Source organism: Arenimonas daejeonensis (assembly GCF_007993735.1).
Classification (GTDB): domain Bacteria; phylum Pseudomonadota; class Gammaproteobacteria; order Xanthomonadales; family Xanthomonadaceae; genus Arenimonas; species Arenimonas daejeonensis.
In genome coordinates, this window is the sequence record NZ_CP042453.1 from 1,234,851 (window position 1) to 1,255,628 (window position 20,778).

Here is a 20,778-nt window from a genome sequence, read left to right on the forward strand (position 1 = left end):
CTCCCGTGAAACCCCCGCCACGGAACATGCCACGCATGACCGCCAGCCCCGACGCCCTGCGCCAGGCCCCGCTCTATCGCGTGTTGCACGCCCTGGCCAAGGGCGAAACCAGCAGCGAGGCGCTGACAGGCGCCTGCCTGGCCGCGATCGCCCGCGACGGCAACCTGAATGCCTGGGCCTGGGTGGATGCCGCCGGTGCCCTGGCCCAGGCCCGCGCCAGCGACGAACGCCGCGCCGAGGGCAAGCCCCTGGGCCGCCTGGACGGCGTGCCGATCGCGGTGAACGACAACTTCGACGTGGCCGGCATGCCGACCGGCCTGGGCCTGCCCGGCCATCCGGGCCTGGCCGAACACGACGCGCACGCGGTGCGGCGCCTGCGCGGCGCCGGCGCCGTGTTCCTGGGCAAGACCACGATCGACGAAGCGGCCTTCGGCACCGTCGGCCGCAACCCGCACCACGGCGACGTGCGCAATCCGGTGCTGCCGGACCGTGCCGCCGGGGGTGCTTCGGCTGGTGCGGCCGCCGCGGTGGCCGCCGGCCATGCGGTCGCCGCGCTGGGCTCGGACACGCTGGGTGCGGCGCGCATTCCCGCTGCGTTCTGCGGCCTGGTCGCGCACAAGCCGACCTTCGGCGAGATCAGCTGCCGCGGCATGGCCATCGGCCTGCGCCGGCTCGACTGCCCGGGCCTGATCACCCGCACCGTGCAGGACTCGGCGCTGCTGCTGCCGGTGCTCAACGGCTACGACGCCGGCGACCCGCGCTCGCGCAAGCGCCGCGTGCCGCTGGCGCCGCCGGACTGGGTGCCGGGCGAACTCAAGGCCGGCGTGGTCGCCGACCTGTCGGCGCTGGGCGTGGATGCGGCCGTGGTCGAGAACTTCAGTGCCGTGATGGCGCGCGTGGCGCCGGTGTTCGGCAGTGCGTTGCCGGTGGCGCTGGAAGTGGCGCCGCTGGAAGTCGCGGCCACCCGCCGCGCCGCGCTGCTGCTGATGGAAGCCGAGATCCTGGCCGCGCACGAACCCCGCCTCGACGGCGCTTCGACGCGCCTGCGCTGGCTGCTCGATTTCGCCCAGCGCAAGACCGCCACCGATTACGCGCGCGCCGCCCAGCGCCTGGACGAACACGTGATCATGGTGCGGCGCCTGTTCGAACAGTTCGACGTGCTGCTGCTGCCGACCGTGGCCACGCCGCCGCCGGCCTTCGGCGCCGACGAACCCGCGAACCTGGCCGACCTCACCGCGCTGGCCTCGCTCGCCGGCTGCCCGGCGTTGAGCCTGCCGCTGCCCAACGGCCTTGGCCTGCAGCTGGTGGGTGCACCGGGCAGCGACCTGCGGCTGCTGGAACTCGGCCAGATCCTGGCGTCGGTCGCCGATACCGGCGAGTAGGAGCTCCCTCCCCTGTTTACAGGGGGAGGGCTGGGGAGGGGTGAGCCCTTGCCTCGAACCATCACGCTCCGGAGTTCCACCCCCTCCCAACCTCCCCTGCAAGCAGGGGGAGGAGAAGGGGTAGGGCTGCAAGCAGGGGGAGGGGTTGATCAGGATGCCCAAGGCTTACGTCATTCCGGATGCCGATGTGCGCTTCGACCCGCAGTGGCTGCCGCGCGCGGAAGCCGATGTGCTGTTCGACCGGCTGATGGACGAGATCCACTGGGAGACCCACCGTATCCGGATGTTCGGGCGCGAGGTGGATTCGCCGCGGCTGAGCTGCTGGATCGGCGACCCGGGCACCAGCTACGTCTATTCGCGCACGCGTTTTGAACCACGGCCCTGGCCGCCGGCGCTGCAGGCGCTGCGCGCGCGCATTGATGACGTCGCGGGCGTGGCGATGAACAGCGTACTGGCCAACCTCTACCGCAGCGGCAACCACGCCATGGGCTGGCACAGCGACGACGAACCCGAGCTCGGGCCGCGGCCGGTCATCGTGTCGCTGAGTCTGGGCGGCACGCGCCGGTTCGCTTTCCGGCACCGGCACGATGCGTCGAAGAAATTCGCACTCGACCTGCCGCACGGCAGCCTGCTGGTGATGGCCGGCGACACCCAGGCGAACTGGCGCCACGCGCTGCCGCGCACGTTGCGCGCGGTGCCGCCGCGCCTGAACCTCACGTTCCGGCGGATTCTTCCGCCGGCGCCTTGACCAGGCGGTCGCCTTCGACCAGGGTCCAGCCGACGATCTCGGTGCTGATGTTCGAGAGCGCCTGGCTGAAACTGAGCACCATCGAATCGAGGTCCGGCGACGTGCCCGGCACGACCTGGCGGAAACGTTTCGTGACCGGCGAGCGCCCGCCGCCGCGCAGCCGCACCAGCATCGCCTGCACTTCGATCACGGCTTCGGGCCGGTCGCCGGTGTAGACGGTCTCGAACGCGCGCACTTCCAGCACCAGCCCGTATTCACCGCGCGAATAGGCGCCGAAGCGGCCGACCGCGGTGATCTTGCCCGAATCCTCGAATCCCTCGACCAGGGTGGTCTGCAGCAGTTCGGGCACGCTGTCGGTCCACATCGCACCCTTGTAGGCCTGGAACCGGTTGGGCGTCGGCCGCACGGCAATGCGCGACGAGTCGAGCATCTGGTTGGCGGCGGTGACGCCGATGGACAGCGACCAGTCCGCCGCCGGCCAGGCCGGGTCGGGCGTGATGGACGCGGTCGGTGCGTACACCTTCACTTCGGTCTTGGGCCCGCCGATCGCGGCGCAGCCGCCCAGCAGCAGCGATGCCGCGGCAGCCAGCAGGAAAACTCGGCTCATGGTTCGAACTCCTCGGGTTGTTCGCGGCCCAGCAGTACGCCGGCGGGATTGCTGTCCACGCGTTCGACCAGGTCGTTGAGGTCGCGGATCAGGCTGCGCAGCTGGCGCATGGTCGGCGCCACCTGGGCCAGGCCGTCCTGGCTGAAGTCGGCAAGCGCCGCGCGGTTGTCGGTGAGGATGCCGTCGGCCGACTTGCTGGCCGATTCGAGCTGGGTGAGCGTGCGTTCGAGCTTGGCGACCAGCCCGGGCAATTCCTGCACCAGTCCCTGGTCGAGGTTGTTGATGGTGCGGTCGGCGCTGGCCAGGGTCTTGTTCAGTTGCTCGCTGGCGGCGCGGGCATTGCGCAGCAGGCCGGCGATCTCCTCGCGCTCGGACGAGATCGCGCCGGTGATCTGGTCGAGCTGGTCCAGGGTGCGGGTGACCCGGGCCACGTTCTCGTCGCTGAGCAGCTTGTTGACGCGGTCCACGATCTCGCTGGCGGTGGCGGCGATGTTCTGCAGGGCCGAGGGTTCGCTGGGGATCAGCGCCACGCGCTGGCCTTCGCGCGGCTCCAGCGCCGGGCTGCCGGGGCTGCCGCCGGTGAGCTGGATGATGGTCACGCCGGTCAGGCCGGTGACGGTGAGCTTGGCGCGGGTGTCGGTCTTGACCGGCGTGTCCGCCGACAGGCGCACGCGGGCCACGACCTTGCGCGGGTCGTCCTTCATCAGCGACAGCCGGCGCACGGCGCCGACGCTGATGCCGCTGTAGAGCACCTGGCTGCCGACGCTGAGCCCGGTGACGGCTTCCCATGGAACACCACGTCGTATTATGGAAGCTCTTCTCGGTGGTGTATTTGGCCGCCCACAGTGCGAACAGCACCGCGAGCACGAAGACGCCTAGGGTGAAGGCGCCGATCAACACATGGTTGGCGCGGGTTTCCATGCTCAAGCCTCCTGGGCCTTGGCGGCCTGCGCGGCGCGTCCGCGCGGGCCGTGGAAATATTCCTGCACCCAGGGATGGTCGAACTTCTCGACCTCCGGCAGGGGGCGGCGACCAGCACGCGGCGGTCGGCCAGCACCGCGACACGGTCGCAGATGCTGTACAGGGTGTCGAGGTCGTGGGTGATGAGGAAGACGGTGAGGCCGAGCGCGCGCTGCAGCGTGCGGATCAGGTCGTCGAAGGCGGCGGCGCCGATCGGGTCCAGGCCGGCGGTGGGTTCGTCCAGGAACAGCAGGTCGGGGTCCAGCGCCAGCGCACGGGCGATGCCGGCGCGCTTGCGCATGCCGCCCGAGAGCTGCGAAGGCAGTTTGGCGCCGGCGTCGGCGCCCAGGCCGGACATGCGGACCTTCAGCATGGCCAGGTCGTGCACCATGTCCAGCGGCAGGTCCGGGTAGTGTTCCTTCAGCGGTACCGACACGTTCTCGGCCACCGTCAGCGACGAGAACAGCGCGCCGCCCTGGAACAGCACGCCGGTGTTGCGTTCGATCAGCTTCGATTCGCGCGCCTTCTCCGACAGCGCGTCCACGCCCAGCACCTCGATGCTTCCGCCCTGCGGTTCGCGCAGGCCCAGGATGGCGCGCATCAGCACCGACTTGCCCGTGCCCGAGCCGCCGACCACGCCGATGATCTCGCCGCGGCGCACCTCCAGGTCCAGGTCCTCGTGCACCACCTGGTCGCCGAAGGCGTTGCGCAGTCCGCGCACGCGGATGGCCGGGGTGTCGTCGGCGGCCGGAACGGCGCTCACCAGTCCATCTCCAGGAAGAACAGTGCGGCGAAGGCGTCGATCAGGATCACCAGCGAGATCGTCTGCACCACGGCCGAAGTCGTGCGTTCACCCACCGACTGCGCCGTGCCCTGGGTCTGGAAACCTTCGAGGCAGCCGATCAGGGCGATCACCACGGCGAAGATCGGCGCCTTCGAGATGCCGACCCAGAAGTGCTGGACCGACATCGTGTCGTGCAGGCGGGTGATGAACATTTCCGCGGTCATGTCCAGGCTGCCGATGCTCACCGCCATGCCACCGACGATGCCCGAGACCATGGCCAGGAAGGTCAGCAGCGGCAGCATGATCAGCAGGGCGAACAGGCGCGGCAGCACCAGCAGTTCGATCGGGTCCAGGCCCAGGGTGCGGATGGCGTCGATCTCCTCGCCGGTCTGCATGGCGCCGATCTGGGCGGTGAAGGCGCTGGCCGTACGGCCGGCGAGCAGGATGGCGGTCAGCAGCACGGCGAATTCGCGCAGGAAGGCGATGCCCACCAGTTCGACAACGAAGATCTCGGCGCCGAAGTCGCGCAGCACGGTGGCGCCGAGGAAGGCGATCACGGCGCCGACCATGAAGCTGAGCAGCATCACCAGCGGCACCGCGTCCAGGCCGACCTGTTCCATGTGGTGCACGGTCGGCGTGACGCGGATGCGCGAAGGCTTGAGCATCACCGCCAGCGTGGTCTTGAGCGTCAGGCCCAGGAAACCGACCAGGGCCAGCACCTCGCGGGTCACGTCCTCGGCCGCGAAGCCCATGCGCGCCAGCATGTCGCGGAAACCGTAATCCTTGCGGCGGATGCGCGGCCGGTTCTCGCAGATCGCCTGCACGGTCTTCGTCAGCGGTTCGTACTGCGGCTGCACCTCGACGGTGGCCAGGCCCAGGCCGACCTTCACCGCGTAACGCGACAGCATCAGGGCACCGGCGGAGTCGAGCCGGGTGATGTCGCGGCCGTCGATGTCGGCGGCCGATTCCGGCGCCCGCTCGACCAGGGCCAGCATCGTGTCGGCGTGGGCCAGGGTCCAGTCGCCGCGCGCCACCAGGATGCCCGGGTGGTTTTCGCTGTTTTCGATGCTGGGCCGCTCGCTCATCGTGCCGTTGCAGTCCTAGGGGATCATCATCGCCACCACGCCGGTGAGCGTCAGCGCCACGCCGGCCAGGCCGCGCCGGGTCAGCGGCTCCTTCAGCCAGAACGCGGCCAGCAGGAGGATGAACACCGAGGCGGTTTCGTTGAGGATAGCCGCGACCGAGGCCTGGGTGTACTTGTAACCCGCCAGCCACAGGATCATCGCCAGGAACTGGCCCACGAACGCCGCCAGAACAAGCCGGCGCCAGGGCATGGCCTCGGTGGGCGGGTGCAGCAGGGCCATCTGCCGGGCCAGGGCCGCGACCAGCACCATGCCGCCCAGCGCGCCGACCATGCGCACGCCGGTGACCCAGAGCAGCGGTTGTGCTTCCAGTACGCGTTTCACCATCACGATGGCGATGGCCATCAGGCCGATCGACAGCAGGGCCAGGGCCAGTCCCTTGAACACATGCGGCGGCCGCCCGCCGGGTACGGATTTCGGCCAGGCCGCCACGAACACTCCCAGGCTGACCAGCACGAAGCCGCACAACTGCATCGTGCTCAGCCGCTCGTCCAGGAACAGGTAACCCAGCACGATCACGAACGGGCTGTAGAAATTTCCCAGCACGCCCATGCGCCCGGCGCCCAGTTCATTGAGCGCGCGGAAATACAGGGTGTCGGCGATGCCGATGCCGATCGCGCCGCTGGCCAGCGCCAGCACGATCTGCGTGATGGTGAAGGAGGGCAGTGCCAAGCCGTGCAGCAGCGGGATGGCCGGCAGCAGCATCAGCAGCACCAGGCCGTTCTTCAGGAAATTGAGCTGCAGCGGCGGCAGTTTCGCGCCCAGCTGGCGATACAGGATGACGCCGACCGCCCAGGCCAGGGCGCTCAGCAGGGAAAACAGTTCGCCGAGGCCCAGGTTCACGTAAAGAAGGTCCGAGGGGCAGAAGGGTCCGTCATCATACCGGCCCGCCAGTCCCCGCTTTTGCCAGGCACCGGCTCCCCCGCACCCGGTTTATGCTTGCCTCCAATGAACGCCCCCGAATCCGCCCCGCTGTCCGGTTACGAAGCCCAGGCCAACTTCGTCTGTGAACTGGCTTCGCGCCTGCACGCCTACGGCACCACCGCACAGCGGCTTGAAGGCGCGGTCGAGGGCGTCGCGCACCGGCTCGGGCTGGACTGCGAGGTCTGGTCCAATCCCACCGGCATCATCCTGAGCTTCGCCGACCCGGTGCGCGGGCAGCACAACGGCATCACCCGCGTGCTGCGGCTGGCGCCGGGCGAACAGAACCTGGGCCGGCTCGCGGCCACCGACCACATCGCCGAGGAAGTGCTGGCCGGGCGCCAGGATCCCGCCGAGGGCCTGGTCGCGCTGAAGTCCCTGGACTTGCCCCCGAGCCGCCGCGAGAAGGCGAATACCGCGCTCAGCTTCGGTCTGTCGGGTGCCGCCGTGGCGGCCCTGCTCGGTGCCGGCTGGCCCGACATCGCGACGGCCGGCACGATCGGCATCGTCATCGGCGTGATGTCGGTGCTGGCGGCGGACCGGCCGCGCCTGGGCGAAGCCCTGGAGGCGCTCGTCGCGCTCGTCGCGACCCTGGCCGCCGCCGCCGTGGCCAGCTTCATCGTGCCGCTGTCGTTGCAGACGGTGATCGTGGCCTCGCTGATCGTGCTGATGCCGGGCCTGATGCTGACCAATGCGATCAACGAACTGGCGAGCCAGCAGCTGGTGTCGGGCACGGCACGCTTCGCCGGGGCGGTAGTGATCCTGATGAAGCTGACGTTCGGCACCGTGGCGGCGATGCAGATCGTCGCATTGCTGGGCTGGTCGCCGCAGGAAGCCAAGGTGCTGCCGCTGTCGCTGTATTCGGAACTGGCCGCGCTGGTGGTGGCGGCCTTCGCCTTCGCGATCCTGTTCCAGGCGGCGCGGCGCGACTACCTGCTGGTGATGGTCGCGGTCGTGTTCGGCTACGGCGTGACCCGCGGCATGGGCGCGCTGATCGAACTGAGCTCGGTGGGATTCGCCGGCGGCACCTTCTTCGGCGGCCTGGCCATCGCCGCGGCCAGCAATGCCTATGGTCGTTGGGCCAACCGGCCGGGCGCGCTGATCCGGGTGCCGGGCATCATCCTGCTGGTGCCCGGCAGCGTCGGTTTCCGCACCTTGAACTCGGTGATGGAAGGCGACATGAACCTGGGCCTGAACACGGCCCTGGTGCTGCTGTCGGCCCTGATCGCGCTGGTGGCCGGACTGCTGTTCGGCAACCTGCTGGTGCCGTCGCGCCGGAATATCTAGCCGCGGGCCCAGACGATGTCGACACCGTCGCTGCCGCCGATGGCCTTGCGCAGAAGCGCGGCCAGGGCTGGCGTGGCGCCGTTTTCCTCGAGCATCTGCACGGTCTGCTCGTCGATGTAGTAGTCGCGGTCGGTCGAGCTTTCTTCCTCGAACTGGTCCATCAGCAGCTTCAGTTCGGCTTCGGTAATGGTGCCGATGAGGCTGCCGCTGTCTTTCGAGCTGATCGTGATCATGGGCCGGCTCCGGTGCGTGGGCTTACGGGCGGATCAGGAAATCCTCGAGCTTCTTTCCCCTGGCGAGTTCGGCCGACAGCCACTTGGGGGCATGCCGCGGCCGGCCCAGGTCTTGGACGCATCGCCCGGATGGCGGTATTTGGGCGCGACCTTGACACCCTTCTGCGAGGACTTCTTCGCCGGCGACTTCTTCGCGGCCACGCCGGCCTTCTCGCGCACCATGCGGCCGGTGCCGAACAACTCGTCCACGCTGTAACCCTCGGCGCGCGCCAGCGACACCAGCTTCTTGCGCACGGCCGCGATCGGCTTGCGCTTGGACAGGGTCTTCCTGCGCTGGTTGGCCTTGGCGATCAGGGCCTGGAGTTCCTTGGCCGAAAGGCCGTCGAGATTGATCGTCATGGGGTCGTCCTCGGTTCCGGTGGGGATCGGCGACAGCCGGCTGCGGCCGATGTTAGCCGCATCGGCGGGCGCCGACAAAACGAAGCCCGGCGTGGGCCGGGCTTCGTGGGGTCGGACGGTGGCGCCGGGGCGTGTCAGCCGATGCCCAGGCGGGCCATAAGCGTGGCCTTGTCCAGGTTCTCGCTGTCGGCGGCGCGGCGGGCGCGGTACTCGAAGGTGCCCGATTCCAGGCCGCGGCCCGAGACCACGACGCGGTGCGGGATGCCGATCAGTTCGATGTCGCCGAACATCACGCCCGGGCGCAGACCGCGGTCGTCGATCACCACTTCCAGACCGGCCTGCTGCAGTTCGGCGTACAGCGCGTCGGCGGCTTCGACCACGGCCGGGTCGTTCTTCGGGTTGATGATGCACACGGCCACCTGCCACGGCGCCATCGGCGCCGGCCAGCAGATGCCGTTGGCGTCGAAGTTCTGTTCGATGGCGGCGGCGACGATGCGCGAGACGCCGATGCCGTAGCAGCCCATGTGCATCACCTGGGCCTTGCCCTCGGCGTCGAGCACGGTGGCCTTGAGCGCTTCGGCGTACTTCTGGCCCAGCTGGAACACGTGGCCCACTTCGATGCCGCGCGCGATCTTCAGCACGCCCTTGCCGTCGGGGGAAGGATCGCCCTCGACCGCATTGCGGATGTCGGCGACCAGCGCCGGCTCCGGCAGGTCGCGGCCCCAGTTCACGCCGGCCAGGTGGTAACCCTTGCGGTTGGCGCCAACCACGAAGTCGGCCATCGCGGCGACGCTGCGGTCGGCGATGACGGTGATGGCCCTGGCCGGTTTCACCGGGCCCAGGAAACCGGGCTCGCTGCCGAGGTGTTCGGCGATCTCGGCCTCGGTCGCCAGTCGGTAGTCGGCCAGGCCGGGCAGCTTGGCCAGCTTGATCTCGTTGACCATGTGGTCGCCACGCACAGGGCCAGCACGAAACCGGGTTCGGCCATGATCGCCACCGACTTGACGGTGCGTTCGAGGCCGATGCCCATGAGCTTGGCGACTTCCTCGCAGGTGCGCTGCCAGGGCGTCTCGACGTCGCGCATCGGTTCCGCCGCGGCGGCGCGCGGGCCGGGCGACACGGCTTCGGCCATCTCGACGTTGGCCGCATAGTCGCTGCCGTCCGAGAAAGCGATCGCATCCTCGCCCGAATCGGCCAGCACGTGGAATTCGTGCGAGGCGCTGCCGCCGATGGCGCCGGTGTCGGCGTTCACCGCGCGGAACATCAGGCCCAGGCGGGTGAAGATGCGCGAATAGGCGTCGTACATCGCCCGGTAGGTCTCACCCAGGCTTTCGGCGCCCAGGTGGAACGAATACGCGTCCTTCATCAGGAACTCGCGCGCGCGCATCACGCCGAAACGCGGGCGGATCTCGTCGCGGAACTTGGTCTGGATCTGATAGAAGTTCACCGGCAGCTGCTTGTAGCTGCGCAGTTCGTTGCGGGCGAAGTCGGTGACCACTTCCTCGTGGGTCGGGCCGTAGCAGAACTCGCCGTCCTTGCGGTCCTTGATCTTGAGCAGCTGGCCGCCGAACTTCTGCCAGCGGCCGGTTTCTTCCCACAACTCGCGCGGCTGGATCGAGGGCATCAGCATCTCGATGGCGCCGGCGCGGTTCATTTCCTCGCGCACGATGCCTTCCACCTTGCGCAGCACGCGCAGGCCCAGCGGGCTCCATGTGTACAGGCCGGCGGCCAGTTTGCGGATCATGCCGGCGCGCAGCATCAGCTGGTGGCTGACCACCTCGGCGTCGGCGGGGGTTTCCTTGCTGGTGTTGAGGTGGAACTGGGAAAGGCGCATCGAAGGGACCGGACCGCGGAAAATGGTCGGCCATTGTAGCGGCAGGTCCGCCTGGCCGTGGCCGGGCGGAGGGTGCGCATCCGGCCGGCGGCCTGGGCCCCGGCCGGAGGCAGCCCGGGATCAGGCTTCCGGGACGGGCGTGCAGTAGGCGGTGACCTGGCGCTGGGCCAGGTCCTTCTCGCTGGTGATTTCCTCGGGCGTGAGGTCCTCGGGCGTGCCGTCGCCGTCCTTGTCGCGCTGCAGGGTCTTGCCGGAGTCGAGCAGGGTCAGGTTCACCTGGGCACGGTCGCAGGCGATCTCGGCTTCGGTTTTCGGCTTTTCGGTGGTCTCGACGGGCACGTCCGGGTCGGTGCCGTCGACGCGCTTGCTCTGGGCGCCGGAGGTTTCGATCTGCGAGTAGACGGTATTGCCTGGGCGTCCTTGGTCTTGTAGACGGTGGTTTCGTCGGCGAGCGCGAAGGCCGGGATCATCAGGGCGGACAGGGCGAGAAGCAGGGTCGGGCGGTTCATCGGGATGCTCCGGGCGATCGGTGCGCCCGTGATACCACCACCATCCCCGGCCGCAAGGCGCGGGCTATGGGCGGCTCCGGGGACTCGCTACACTGCGCGCATGGAACCCAACGACGATACCGGCCCGGCCCGCAGCCGCGGCATCTACCTGCTGCCCAACCTGCTGACCACCGGGGGCTGTTCGCCGGGTTCTACGCGATCCTGGCCGCGGCCAGCGGCAACTTCGAGAACGCCTGCATCGCCGTGTTCGTCGCCGGCCTGTTCGACGGCGTGGACGGGCGGGTGGCGCGAATGACCGGCACCACCAGCGACTTCGGCGTGCAGTACGACTCGCTGGCCGACCTGGTCAGTTTCGGCATGGCGCCTTCGCTGGTGATGTACCACTGGGCCTGGTGGGCTTCCGCGCCGACGGCCCGGTGCTGGCCAAGGTGGGCTGGGCGGCGGCCTTCCTTTACGCCGCCTGCGCGGCCCTGCGGCTGGCACGTTTCAACACCCAGGCCGGCTCCACCGACAAGCGCTGGTTCATCGGTCTGGCCAGCCCGGCGGCGGCGGCCCTGGTGGTGTCTTTCGTGTGGGCCATGAACACCTTCGGTTACAGCGGCCAGGGCCTGCGCTGGCTGGCGCTGTGCGTGACGGTGGCGGCCGGCCTGCTGATGGTCAGCCGGATCAAGTACTTCAGCTTCAAGGGGTTTCCGAAGGGCGAGCGCGTGCCGTTTTCGTGCTGGCCCTGATCGTGATGGTGATCGCGGCGCTGTTCATCGCCCAGGCCAAGGGCCTGCTGGCAATCGCGCTGATCTACGCACTGTCCGGGCCGGCGTACTGGGCCTGGACCAAGCTGCGCCGCAAGCCCGCCGCATGAGCTGGAACCTGCAACAGCAGGGCATGCTCGCGGCGATGGGCTACACGCTTTATCGCCCGGCGGGTGCGACGCCCGCTGCGCCCGCGGCCAATCCGGGCGACGTGGCCGAAGCGGGCCCGGATCGAACCGACAAGGCGGTGGGTGACCGCCTGATGCAGGCCCTGCAGCGCGCCGCCGGCGGGCGCGACCTGTCGGGCCTGGCCTTGCCGCCGCTCGAAAGCCTGCGTTCGGATGCGGCCGCCAAGCGCCGGCTCTGGCCGGTGCTGCGGGCGCTTCGCCGCCGCTGAGGCATGAACGCCCGGCCTGCCGACGCCACGCAGTTGCGGCCGATGCGCCAGGCCGACGTCGAGGCTGTTTCGGAAATCGAAAAACGCGCCTATCCCTTCCCGTGGACACCGGGCATCTTCCGCGACTGCCTGCGCGCCGGGCACCAGTGTTGGGTGCTGGAGGGCGGGGTCAAACTGCTGGGCTACGGCGTGCTGAGCGCCGCCGCCGGCGAGGCGCACATCCTCAACATATGCATCGCGCCGGAATACTAAGGGGCGCGGCCACGGCCGCCGGCTGCTGCGGCGCATGCTGGACCTGGCGCGCTGGCACCAGGCGCTGCAGGTTTTCCTGGAAGTGCGGCCGTCGAATCCGCGTGCGATCCAGCTCTACCGCGAGGAAGGCTTCAACGAGATCGGCCACCGGCCGAACTACTATCCCGCCGAGAAGGGGCGGGAGGATGCGATCGTGATGGCGATCGAGTTGTTGCCGCCCGAACGCGACGGCAACGGCTGGCCGCCGCCGCGCTGAGGTTTCAGGCGCCGAGTTTGTCCCGCTGCGCCTGCAGCGCCGCATGCTGCGCGGTCCAGTCCGCCAGCCGCGCCCGCTCCTGCTCCACCACCGCGGCCGGCGCGTTCTGCACGAAGGTTTCGCTCGACAGCTTGCCCTGGCATTTGCCGATCTCGCCGGCAATGCGCTTGAGTTCCTTGTCCAGGCGCGACTTCTCGGCGTCGAGGTCGATCAGGCCGGCCAGCGGAATCAGCAGCTTCAGGCTGCCGAGCACGGCGGCGGCCGAGGCCGGGGCTTCGCCCTCGAATCGCTCGATCGACTCCAGGCGCGCCAGGAACTTCAGCGCCGCGTCGTAACGCTGCAGGCGATCGCGGTCGCTGGCGTCGCCGCCCTGCAACAGCAGCGGCACGGCTTTGGCGGGCGAGATGCTCATCTGGCTGCGGATGGAGCGCAGCTGTGTGACTACGCCCTTCAGCCATTCGATGTCGGCGGCCGCCGCCGGATTCTCCAGCGTGGCGTCGGCTTCCGGATAAGGCTGGGTGCTGATGCTGTCGCCGGCGGTGCCGAGCTGCGGCGCCACCGCGTGCCAGATCTCCTCGGTGACGAAGGGGATCAGCGGGTGCAGTGCGCGCAGCAGGTTCTCGAGCACGTAGAGCAGCGTGTGGCGGGTGCTGTCGGCCGTGGCCTTGTCATCACCCGTCAGCGCCGGCTTCGCCAGTTCCAGGAACCAGTCGCAGAACTCGTTCCAGGCGAACTCGTACAGCGCCTGCGAGGCCAGGTCGAAACGGTAGTCGGCGTAACCGGCTTCGACTTCGCGCAGGGTGTGCTGCAGGCGGTCGAGGATCCAGCGTTCGGCGTCGGTCTTCGGCTGCGGCACGCCCGAGGCGGTGAAGCCCTCGCAGTTCATCAGCGCGAAGCGCGCAGCGTTCCACAGCTTGTTGCAGAAATTCTTGTAACCCTCGCAGCGCTGCAGGTCGAACTTGATGTCGCGGCCGTGGGTGGCCAGCGAGGCGAAGGTGAAGCGCAGCGCGTCGGCGCCAAAGGCGGAATGCCTTCGGGGAATTCCTTGCGCGTGGCCTTCTCGATCTTTGGCGCGTCGGTCGGCTTCATCAGGCCGGCGGTGCGCTTGGCGACCAGGGCGTCAGCGCTGATGCCGTCGATCAGGTCGATCGGATCGAGCACGTTGCCCTTGGACTTGGACATCTTCTGCCCGTCCTTGTCGCGCACCAGGCCGGTGATATGGACGTCCTTGAACGGCACTTTGCCGGTGAAGTGGTCGGTCATCATGATCATCCGGGCAACCCAGAAGAAGATGATGTCGAATCCGGTCACCAGCACCGAGGTCGGCAAGCGCTTGGCGAAGTCGTACTTCGCCATGTCGCCGGCGTCGGGCCAGCCGAGGGTGCTGTGGGACCAAAGAGCTGACGAGAACCACGTTTCAAGGACGTCACTGTCGCGCGTCAGGGAAGTCCCGGCATCAAGGCTGTTCGCCTTGCGCACTTCCTCTTCACTGCGGCCCACATAGATCTTGCCGCTGGCGTCATACCAGGCGGGAATCCGGTGCCCCCACCACAGCTGCCGGCTGATGCACCAGTCCTGGATGTTCCCATCCAGTGCCGGTAGGTGTTGATCCAGTTCTCGGGCACGAAACGCACGGAACCGTTCTCGACCAGTTCCAGCCCGCGCGCCGCCAGTTTTTCCATGCGCACGAACCACTGGTCGGTGAGGTAGGGCTCGATCACCTGGCCGGTGCGGTCGCCGCGTGGCACCTGCAGCTTGTGCTTCTTCTCCTCGACCAGCAGGCCGGCGGCCTCGAGGTCGGCCAGCACGACCTTGCGCGCCGCGTAACGGTCCAGGCCGCGGTACTTCTCCGGCGCATTGCCGTTGATCGCCGCGTCGGGCGTCAGGATGTTGATCATCGGCAGGCCGTGGCGCTGGCCGACCGCGTAGTCGTTGAAGTCGTGCGCCGGGGTCACCTTCACCACGCCGGTGCCGAAGGCGCGATCGACGTAGTCGTCGGCGATGATCGGAATTTCGCGCTCGGACAGCGGCAGGCGCACGGACTTGCCGATCAACGCCGCGTAGCGGGCGTCTTCCGGATGCACCATCGCGGCGGTGTCGCCCAGCATGGTTTCCGGGCGCGTGGTGGCGACGACGAGGTAGTCGCGGGTCTCGCGCAGGATTTCATTGCCGTCGGCGTCGTGTTCGACATGTTCGTAGGTCGCGCCGTTGGCCAGCGGGTAGCGGATCGACCACAGCTTGCCGTCTTCCTCTTCGCTGACCACTTCCAGGTCGGAGATCGCGGTCTTCAGCACCGGGTCCCAGTTGACCAGGCGCTGGCCGCGGTAGATCAGGCCTTCTTCGTGCAGGCGCACGAAGGTTTCGACCACGGCCTGGCTCAGGCCGTCGTCCATGGTGAAGCGTTCGCGGCTCCAGTCACCCGAGGCGCCCATGCGGCGCATCTGGCGGGTGATGGTGTCGCCGGATTCCTGCTTCCAGGTCCAGACTTTTTCGATGAACCTTTCGCGGCCGAGCGAGTCGCGGGTCTCGCCCTGGCCGGCGATGGCGAGGTTGCGCGAGACGACCATCTCGGTGGCGATGCCGGCGTGGTCGGTGCCGACCTGCCAGAGGGTGTCGTAGCCCTTCATGCGGTGGTAGCGCACCAGGGCATCCATCAGGGTGTGCTGGAACGCATGGCCCATGTGCAGGGTGCGCCGGTGACGTTCGGCGGGGGCAGCATGATGGTGTAGGGCTGGCCCTTGCCCGAGGGCTTGAAGCAGCCGCTCGCCTCCCAATGGGCGTACCACTTGGTTTCGAAGGTCTGGGGTTCGAAGCTCTTTTCCATGGGGCTCAATGGGTTGCGCCCGACTGCGGGTCGGGCTGGCGGGGGGCTGGGAGGGCCGCAAATCCTACCAAATCAGGTTTTTGCGTGCCTGCTGGGGTTCTTTAGCCGGGATCGTTCGTGGTGATAGGCCGCCGTACGTGAGGTCGCTTTCCGGGGACGCCGTGAACCCATCCATGGGGGCTCTTCGAAAACGTCCATGTTTTCGAAGCCCCGAAAGCGACCTCACGCACGACGACCTGCGGACCATCCGGGCCGGGTTGTCGAATTCGGGAAAGCTCGCAGCCTGCGAGCTCCCGAGCTCCCGAGCTTTCGTGCCTTCTGGGGCACGCGCTTGTCCCAACGGCGCACGCCGGATCAACCGTCCACGAGCAAGGGATCTTCTTGGCCCAAGCGGGCCAAGGAGAGGTCAGCTCAGCGCGGCGAAGGCGTCGCGGGTGAGGTTTTCGGGGGCGGCGTCGGTGCAGTGCACTTCGTCTTCGATTCGGACGCCGCCGTAGGGAAGCAGTTTCTCGACCTGCGCCCAGTTCACGGCCTTGGCCTGCGGCGTCGCCTTCAGCTTCGAAAGCAGGGTCGGGATGAAGTAGATGCCGGGTTCGATCGTCACCACCATGCCGGGCGCGAGCGTGCGGGTCATGCGCAAGTACGGATGGCCATTCGGACGCGGGATCAGGTTGCCGTCCTCGTCGCTGAAACCGGCGACGTCGTGCACCTGCAGGCCGATCGGGTGGCCCAGGCCGTGCGGGAAGAAGGTCGAGGTGACGCCGGAGGACAGCATCTCGCCCGGTTCCATGTCGACGATGCCGAGCGTGCGCAGCACGTTGCCCAGGCGCAGGTGGCATTCCAGATGCAGGTCGCGGTAGTCGGTGCCGGCGCGGACCTTGTCGCACAGGGCCTGCTGTTCGTCGTCCACCGCGCTGACCAGGGTGGCAAAATCGCTGTCGCCGTTATCCCAGGTGCGCGTGATGTCGGAGGCGTAACCGTCCACTTCGGCGCCGGCGTCGATCAGCAGCGTGCGGTGCTGCGGCGGCGCGGCGACGTCCTTGTACTGGTAGTGCAGGACCGCGGCGTGCTGGTTCAGGCAGACGATGTTGGTGTAGGGCAGGTCGAAGTCGGTGTGGCCGGTGGCGGCGAGGTAGGCCGCGTGCACCTGCATTTCCGGGGCGCCGGCCTGGAAGGCGGCACGCGCGGCGAGGTGGCCGGGCACGGCGCGGCGCTGGGCGGCGCGCATGCGGTCGAGTTCGTAGGCGGTCTTGAAGGCGCGGTGGAAGTGCAGGTAATCCAGCACCACCTTCGGGTTGTTCGGCAGGAAGCCGGGCAGGGCGGCGTCGGTTTCGCCCAGGATGGCCGTTTTGCCGCCCGTGGGCAGGTGTTTCACTGCTTCCGCCGGATCGCTGATGACGCGGATGTCGAATTCGTCCACCCACACGCCCTCGGGCGCACTCGGCGGCACGTGCCAATAGTCGTCCGGCTGGTAATACACCAGCACGGGCTTGCGGCCGGGGTATAGGCTATCCAGCAATGGGGATGCCGGGTAAGCGGCAGCCAGGCCTTGAACTGGGCGTTGGGCTTGAAGGGGTAGGGGCGGTCGTCGAGGAATTCGAATTTCTCGATGCCCGAGGCCACTAAGGAGGTGATCGAAACCACCCTTTTCCAATGCCTGGTCGATGCGCGCCTTGATTGTCGACAGGTGCGCACGATATAGAGTGACGTTATCTGAGGGGGTCATGGCGGGAGTCCGGAGGGCAAGTCCGGATTTTGCCGCAATCGGGCCCGGCACGCTGGAGCGGACACTGGAGACGCGGCGCAAAGACGGCGGTTTCCTGGGACAGCCGGTCTGGCTGTGGAGCGTGGCTGCCCTGGTGGTGGGCCTGGGCCTGAGCCTGCTGGCGGCGGCGCTGCATCGCCAGGCGCTGGAAAAGGCCGAAGACACCCGGCTCGAACGCCTGGCCGAACGCAGCTTCGACGCGGTGGAAGGTGAGCTGCAGACCTGCGGCCTGCTGGTGCGTTCGGTGCAGGCCCTGTTCCTGTCCTCGGACGAGGTCACGTCGGCCGAATTCGAATCCCTCTACGACAACCTGCGTCCGGGCGAGTTGTTCCCCAGCCTGCAGGCGATCGCCTATGCCCAGCGCACCGACCGGCCGGCGCTGGACGCCCAGCCCGACGGTCGCGAGCACTACCTTACCGTGCTGGTGGCGCCGGTTTCCGGAAACTCACGCCTGATCGGGCTCGACATCTCCACCCAGGCGCCGAACCTGGCGGCGGCACGGTTCTCGCGCGACTCGGACCGGCCGGTGATGTCGGCTCCTTTCCAGCTGGTGCAGAGCACCGGCATGCCGGGCCCCAACGACGGCATCACCATCCGCCTGCCGGTGTTCGCCAAGGGTCCGCAACCGCGCGACCTGGCCGAGCGGCGCGCGCGCGAGATCGGTTCGCTGGCGGCGTCGTTCCGGGTCAGCCGGCTGATCGAGGACGCGTTGCCGGTGGAGGCGCTGGACCGCTTCGAGGTGACCGTGCGTGACATCACCGATGGCGGGGACAAGGTGCTGTACGTCGAAGACGCTTCGGCACCCGAGGCGGGCGGCCTGGTAAAGGACGCGAGGTCCTACGTGCGCGAGCTTTCCTATGGCGGCCGCACCTGGAGCCTGGAAGCACGCGCCGGCTCCCTCGAAGGCGAGGCGCTGTGGCTGCCGGCCCTGACCTTCGGCATCGGCGCCCTGGCCAGCCTGCTGTTGGCCACCCTGGCCTGGTCGGTCGCCGGCACCCGTGCGCGTGCCTTGTCGCTGGCCGGCAGCCTGGCCTCGCAATACCGCGAAAGCGAAGAGCGCTTCCGCGCATTGAACGAGCTTCTGCCGGCCCTGGTGCTGTTGGCGCGGGCCGGTGACGGCCAGCTGGTGTACGCCAACCAGGCCTGCCGCGACCGCTTCGGCATCGGCGATGACACCCGCGAGGTGCGACTGGCCGACCTGGTCGAGGACAGTGTCCTGCGCGAGCGCATCACCGGCATGGCCGAGCAGCCCGGCGCGATCTTCAATGAACCGGTGCGCCTGCACGCGCCGGGCCAGGCGTCCTTCTGGGCCACACTGGCGGTGTCGCACATCGTGCTGGGAGACGTCCCGCACCTGCTGGCCGTGGCCAACGACATCACCGAGCTGCGGGTGCTGAGCGAGGAGCTGAGCTACCAGGCCACGCACGATTCGCTCACCGGCCTCTACAACCGCCGCGAGTTCGAGCGCCGCCTGGATGCCGCCATCACCGCGCTCGATGCCGGCGGCCCGCCAGGTGCGCTGCTGTACATGGACCTGGACCAGTTCAAGCTGGTGAACGATACCTCTGGTCATTTCGCCGGCGACCAGCTGTTGGCGCAGCTGGCGGCACTGTTCCCGGGAATCCTGCCGCCGGATGCGGTGGTGGCGCGCCTGGGCGGCGACGAATTCGCGATCCTGGTCGAACATATGGAAGAGGCCAAGGCGACGGCGCTGGCCGAGCGCGTGCGCTTGGAAATCGACGGTTATGTGTTCGGCTGGGAACAGCGCAACTACACGGTGAGCACCAGCATCGGCGTGGTGGTGCTGCATGGCGCGGGCCTGAGCCAGCGCACACTGCTGGCGCATGCCGACACCGCCTGCTACATGGCCAAGGAACGCGGCCGCAACCGCGTGCACCTGTTCTCGGAGGACGATTCGGAAACCGCGCAGCGGCGTTCGGAGATGGAGTGGGCCGGGCGCATCCGCGAGGCGATCACCGAGGGCCGCTTCGTGCTGCATTACCAGGAGCTGGCGCCGCTGTGGTACGGCGAGCAGGCCGAGGGCGTGCACATGGAGCTGCTGATCCGCCTGCGCGACGAAAACGGCGGCATGGTGCCACCAGGCGCCTTCATCCCGGCCGCCGAGCGGTTCGGCCTGATGCCCCAGCTCGACCGCTGGGTGGTGGATACCGCACTGGCGAACTTCACCAAACTGCACCCCTCGGGGAAGCCGGTGAAGCTGTGCGCGATCAACCTGTCGGGCCCGACCTTCGAGGACGACAGCTTCGCCGACTTCGTGCTGCAGCGGCTGGAGGACTACGGGGTGTCGCCGCAGCGCATCTGCTTCGAGATCACCGAGACGGCGGCGGTGAGCAGCATGGCGCGCGCGGTCGAGTTCATGCAGAAGCTGCGCAGTGCCGGCTGCAAGTTCTCGCTCGACGACTTCGGGTCGGGCATGGCCTCGTTCGGTTACCTGAAGAACCTGCCGGTGGACTTCATCAAGATCGACGGAAGCTTCATCCGCAACATCGAGACCGACCCGGTGAGTTATTCGATCGTGCGTGCGGTCACCGACATCGGCCACCAGCTGGGCCTGCAGGTGGTGGCGGAATGGGTGGCCGACGACCGCGCCCGGGACCTGTTGCGCGGACTGAGCGTGGACTATGCGCAGGGTTTCGCGATCCACAAGCCGGAAGCGACGCTCTGCTTCCGGGAGCACAAAACCTAGGGCCCGGCGCAGCCCGGCCCCAGGTCCAGCGGTTCGCCCAGCGGCACCGGATCGCGCAGCAGCTCCAGCCGCGCTTTCATCGCCACGGTCACCAGCATCTCGTTTTCATCGGTGACCATCAGCGCGCAGCCCAGGCCCATGCGCCTGGCGATGTGTTCAAAACCCGACGGGCCCGCCACGAACAGCGCGGTGGCGGCGGCATCGGCCCGCGCCGGGTCGGGATGCAGCACCACCACCGCCGCCGCGCCCCGCGCCGGATAGCCGGTGCGCGGGTCCAGGATGTGCGGATATCGCGCGCCCGACGCCGAGGCACGGAACTTGTTGTAGTTGCCGGTGCTGAACAGGGCTTCGCCATCACCCAGCGCCACGCCGCCCAGCACACCGCCGAAGGGATCGCGGATGCCCACCTGCCAGGGCCGTCCACCGCCATCGCCCAGCGCCACCACGTCGCCACCCAGGCTGACCAGGGCCTGGGTCACGCCGTGCCGGCGCAGGGTGGCGAGCATCAGTTCGGCGGCCACGCCCTCGGCCAGGGCGCCGAAATCCAGCTGCACGTTCGGATTGCGGCTCGACAGGCGTCCATCGGCCACGCCGACATCGCCGATGCGCGGACGATGCCTGCGCCACGCCGCCAGTTCTTCCGCACGCGGCTGCGGCGTCTGCACCGGGAACGTCGAGGTGTGGAATCCCCAGTGGTCGATCAGGCCGCCGATGGCCGGGTCGAACAGGCCGTCGCTGGCCTCCGACAGCGGTTTGGCGCGCTCGACCAGGTCGATCACCGAGGCGGGCGCCGGGGCGGATTCGCCCGCGGCGAAGGCGGCGTTGATGCGGGTCAGGTCCGACGGCTCCCAGGCATGCCATTCGTGATGGCGCTGGTTGAGCTGGGCCGAGATTTCCGCCAGTGCGGCCTGCGCCTGCGCGGGCTCGGCGCCGCGCAGTTCGATCTCGGTGGTGGTGCCGAACACGTGCAGGGTCTCGAAGCGCGATTCGGGGCCGCGCGTGCAGCCCGCGGCCAGCAGCAT

13 protein-coding genes and 6 pseudogenes are annotated in these 20,778 nt (G+C 68.6%); 7 read left to right on the forward strand and 12 right to left on the reverse strand.

Annotated elements, in window-relative coordinates; genetic code table 11:
- Positions 1-35: 35 nt before the first annotated feature.
- Complete coding sequence (locus FRZ33_RS05870; protein ID WP_227978155.1) at positions 36-1,382, forward strand: amidase; 1,347 nt, start codon at positions 36-38, stop codon at positions 1,380-1,382.
- A gap of 154 nt (positions 1,383-1,536) precedes the next feature.
- Positions 1,537-2,130 (forward strand): alpha-ketoglutarate-dependent dioxygenase AlkB family protein, encoded by a 594-nt coding sequence (locus FRZ33_RS05875; RefSeq protein ID WP_146908355.1) that lies wholly within the window; start codon positions 1,537-1,539, stop codon positions 2,128-2,130.
- Here FRZ33_RS05875 and FRZ33_RS05880 read toward each other — a convergent pair.
- The 5 genes and pseudogenes from FRZ33_RS05880 to FRZ33_RS05900 form a co-directional block, all read right to left on the reverse strand.
- The gene (locus tag FRZ33_RS05880) at positions 2,096-2,737 is read right to left on the reverse strand and encodes an ABC-type transport auxiliary lipoprotein family protein (RefSeq protein WP_146908358.1); all 642 of its coding nucleotides are present in this window, start codon (positions 2,735-2,737) and stop codon (positions 2,096-2,098) included. The genes FRZ33_RS05875 and FRZ33_RS05880 overlap by 35 nt on opposite strands.
- Positions 2,734-3,658: pseudogene (locus tag FRZ33_RS05885) on the reverse strand (MlaD family protein). Before FRZ33_RS05885 ends, FRZ33_RS05880 begins: the two are co-directional and overlap by 4 nt.
- A gap of 2 nt (positions 3,659-3,660) precedes the next feature.
- Positions 3,661-4,463: pseudogene (locus FRZ33_RS05890) on the reverse strand (ABC transporter ATP-binding protein).
- Positions 4,457-5,566 (reverse strand): MlaE family ABC transporter permease, encoded by a 1,110-nt coding sequence (locus FRZ33_RS05895; protein ID WP_146908360.1) that lies wholly within the window; start codon positions 5,564-5,566, stop codon positions 4,457-4,459. The pseudogene FRZ33_RS05890 and the gene FRZ33_RS05895 overlap by 7 nt, the downstream one beginning before the upstream one ends.
- Positions 5,567-5,581: 15 nt before the next feature.
- Positions 5,582-6,466 (reverse strand): DMT family transporter, encoded by an 885-nt coding sequence (locus FRZ33_RS05900; RefSeq protein ID WP_146908363.1) that lies wholly within the window; start codon positions 6,464-6,466, stop codon positions 5,582-5,584.
- 105 nt (positions 6,467-6,571) lie between these two features.
- Between FRZ33_RS05900 and FRZ33_RS05905 the strand changes: the two genes are divergently transcribed.
- The gene (locus tag FRZ33_RS05905; RefSeq protein WP_146908365.1) at positions 6,572-7,831 is read left to right on the forward strand and encodes a threonine/serine exporter family protein; all 1,260 of its coding nucleotides are present in this window, start codon (positions 6,572-6,574) and stop codon (positions 7,829-7,831) included.
- Here the strand turns inward: FRZ33_RS05905 and FRZ33_RS05910 are convergent.
- From FRZ33_RS05910 to FRZ33_RS05925, 4 genes and pseudogenes are all read right to left on the reverse strand, one after another.
- Positions 7,828-8,064 carry a galactosyldiacylglycerol synthase gene (locus FRZ33_RS05910; protein WP_146908368.1) on the reverse strand — a complete coding sequence of 79 codons (237 nt, stop codon included), beginning with the start codon at positions 8,062-8,064 and terminating at the stop codon, positions 7,828-7,830. The two genes, FRZ33_RS05905 and FRZ33_RS05910, sit on opposite strands and share 4 nt — an antisense overlap.
- Before the next feature lie 33 nt (positions 8,065-8,097).
- Positions 8,098-8,463: an H-NS histone family protein gene (locus FRZ33_RS05915; protein WP_227978157.1), complete on the reverse strand. Its 366-nt coding sequence runs from the start codon at positions 8,461-8,463 to the stop codon at positions 8,098-8,100.
- Positions 8,464-8,597: 134 nt separating this feature from the next.
- Positions 8,598-10,297: pseudogene (locus FRZ33_RS05920) on the reverse strand (proline--tRNA ligase).
- Between the two features lie 120 nt (positions 10,298-10,417).
- Positions 10,418-10,636, reverse strand: a complete 219-nt coding sequence (locus tag FRZ33_RS05925; RefSeq protein ID WP_146908370.1) for a hypothetical protein — start codon at positions 10,634-10,636, stop codon at positions 10,418-10,420.
- A 270-nt stretch (positions 10,637-10,906) separates the two neighbouring features.
- On the opposite strand from FRZ33_RS05925, the pseudogene pssA reads away from it, so the two are divergent.
- From pssA to rimI, 3 genes and pseudogenes are all read left to right on the forward strand, one after another.
- Positions 10,907-11,665 (forward strand): annotated as a pseudogene (pssA, locus tag FRZ33_RS05930) (CDP-diacylglycerol--serine O-phosphatidyltransferase).
- A complete protein-coding gene (locus FRZ33_RS05935; protein WP_146908372.1) occupies positions 11,662-11,952 on the forward strand; it encodes a hypothetical protein in 291 nt (96 codons plus the stop codon). The pseudogene pssA and the gene FRZ33_RS05935 overlap by 4 nt, the downstream one beginning before the upstream one ends.
- Positions 11,953-11,955: 3 nt before the next feature.
- Positions 11,956-12,460, forward strand: a pseudogene (gene rimI / locus FRZ33_RS05940) (ribosomal protein S18-alanine N-acetyltransferase).
- A gap of 4 nt (positions 12,461-12,464) precedes the next feature.
- On the opposite strand, the pseudogene FRZ33_RS05945 reads toward rimI, so the two are convergent.
- Positions 12,465-15,284: pseudogene (locus FRZ33_RS05945) on the reverse strand (valine--tRNA ligase).
- Positions 15,285-15,690: 406 nt separating this feature from the next.
- A complete protein-coding gene (gene pepQ / locus FRZ33_RS05950) occupies positions 15,691-17,010 on the reverse strand; it encodes a Xaa-Pro dipeptidase (protein WP_227978159.1) in 1,320 nt (439 codons plus the stop codon).
- A 121-nt stretch (positions 17,011-17,131) separates the two neighbouring features.
- On the opposite strand from pepQ, the gene FRZ33_RS05955 reads away from it, so the two are divergent.
- Positions 17,132-19,756, forward strand: coding sequence for a bifunctional diguanylate cyclase/phosphodiesterase (locus tag FRZ33_RS05955; protein ID WP_158637109.1), 2,625 nt, complete (start codon positions 17,132-17,134; stop codon positions 19,754-19,756).
- Here FRZ33_RS05955 and FRZ33_RS05960 read toward each other — a convergent pair.
- Entirely contained in the window at positions 19,753-20,778 is a 1,026-nt protein-coding gene (locus FRZ33_RS05960; RefSeq protein WP_158637110.1) for an FAD:protein FMN transferase, read from the reverse strand. The genes FRZ33_RS05955 and FRZ33_RS05960 overlap by 4 nt on opposite strands.

Coding starts and splice junctions, on each gene's coding strand:
- FRZ33_RS05875 (WP_146908355.1), top strand. CDS start 1,537: ATGCCCAAGGCTTACGTCATTCCGGATGCCGATGTGCGCTTCGACCCG.
- FRZ33_RS05895 (WP_146908360.1), bottom strand. CDS start 5,566: ATGAGCGAGCGGCCCAGCATCGAAAACAGCGAAAACCACCCGGGCATC.
- FRZ33_RS05960 (WP_158637110.1), bottom strand. CDS start 20,778: ATGCTGCTGGCCGCGGGCTGCACGCGCGGCCCCGAATCGCGCTTCGAG.
- pepQ (WP_227978159.1), bottom strand. CDS start 17,010: ATGACCCCCTCAGATAACGTCACTCTATATCGTGCGCACCTGTCGACA.
- FRZ33_RS05910 (WP_146908368.1), bottom strand. CDS start 8,064: ATGATCACGATCAGCTCGAAAGACAGCGGCAGCCTCATCGGCACCATT.
- FRZ33_RS05935 (WP_146908372.1), top strand. CDS start 11,662: ATGAGCTGGAACCTGCAACAGCAGGGCATGCTCGCGGCGATGGGCTAC.
- FRZ33_RS05870 (WP_227978155.1), top strand. CDS start 36: ATGACCGCCAGCCCCGACGCCCTGCGCCAGGCCCCGCTCTATCGCGTG.
- FRZ33_RS05905 (WP_146908365.1), top strand. CDS start 6,572: ATGAACGCCCCCGAATCCGCCCCGCTGTCCGGTTACGAAGCCCAGGCC.
- FRZ33_RS05915 (WP_227978157.1), bottom strand. CDS start 8,463: ATGACGATCAATCTCGACGGCCTTTCGGCCAAGGAACTCCAGGCCCTG.
- FRZ33_RS05880 (WP_146908358.1), bottom strand. CDS start 2,737: ATGAGCCGAGTTTTCCTGCTGGCTGCCGCGGCATCGCTGCTGCTGGGC.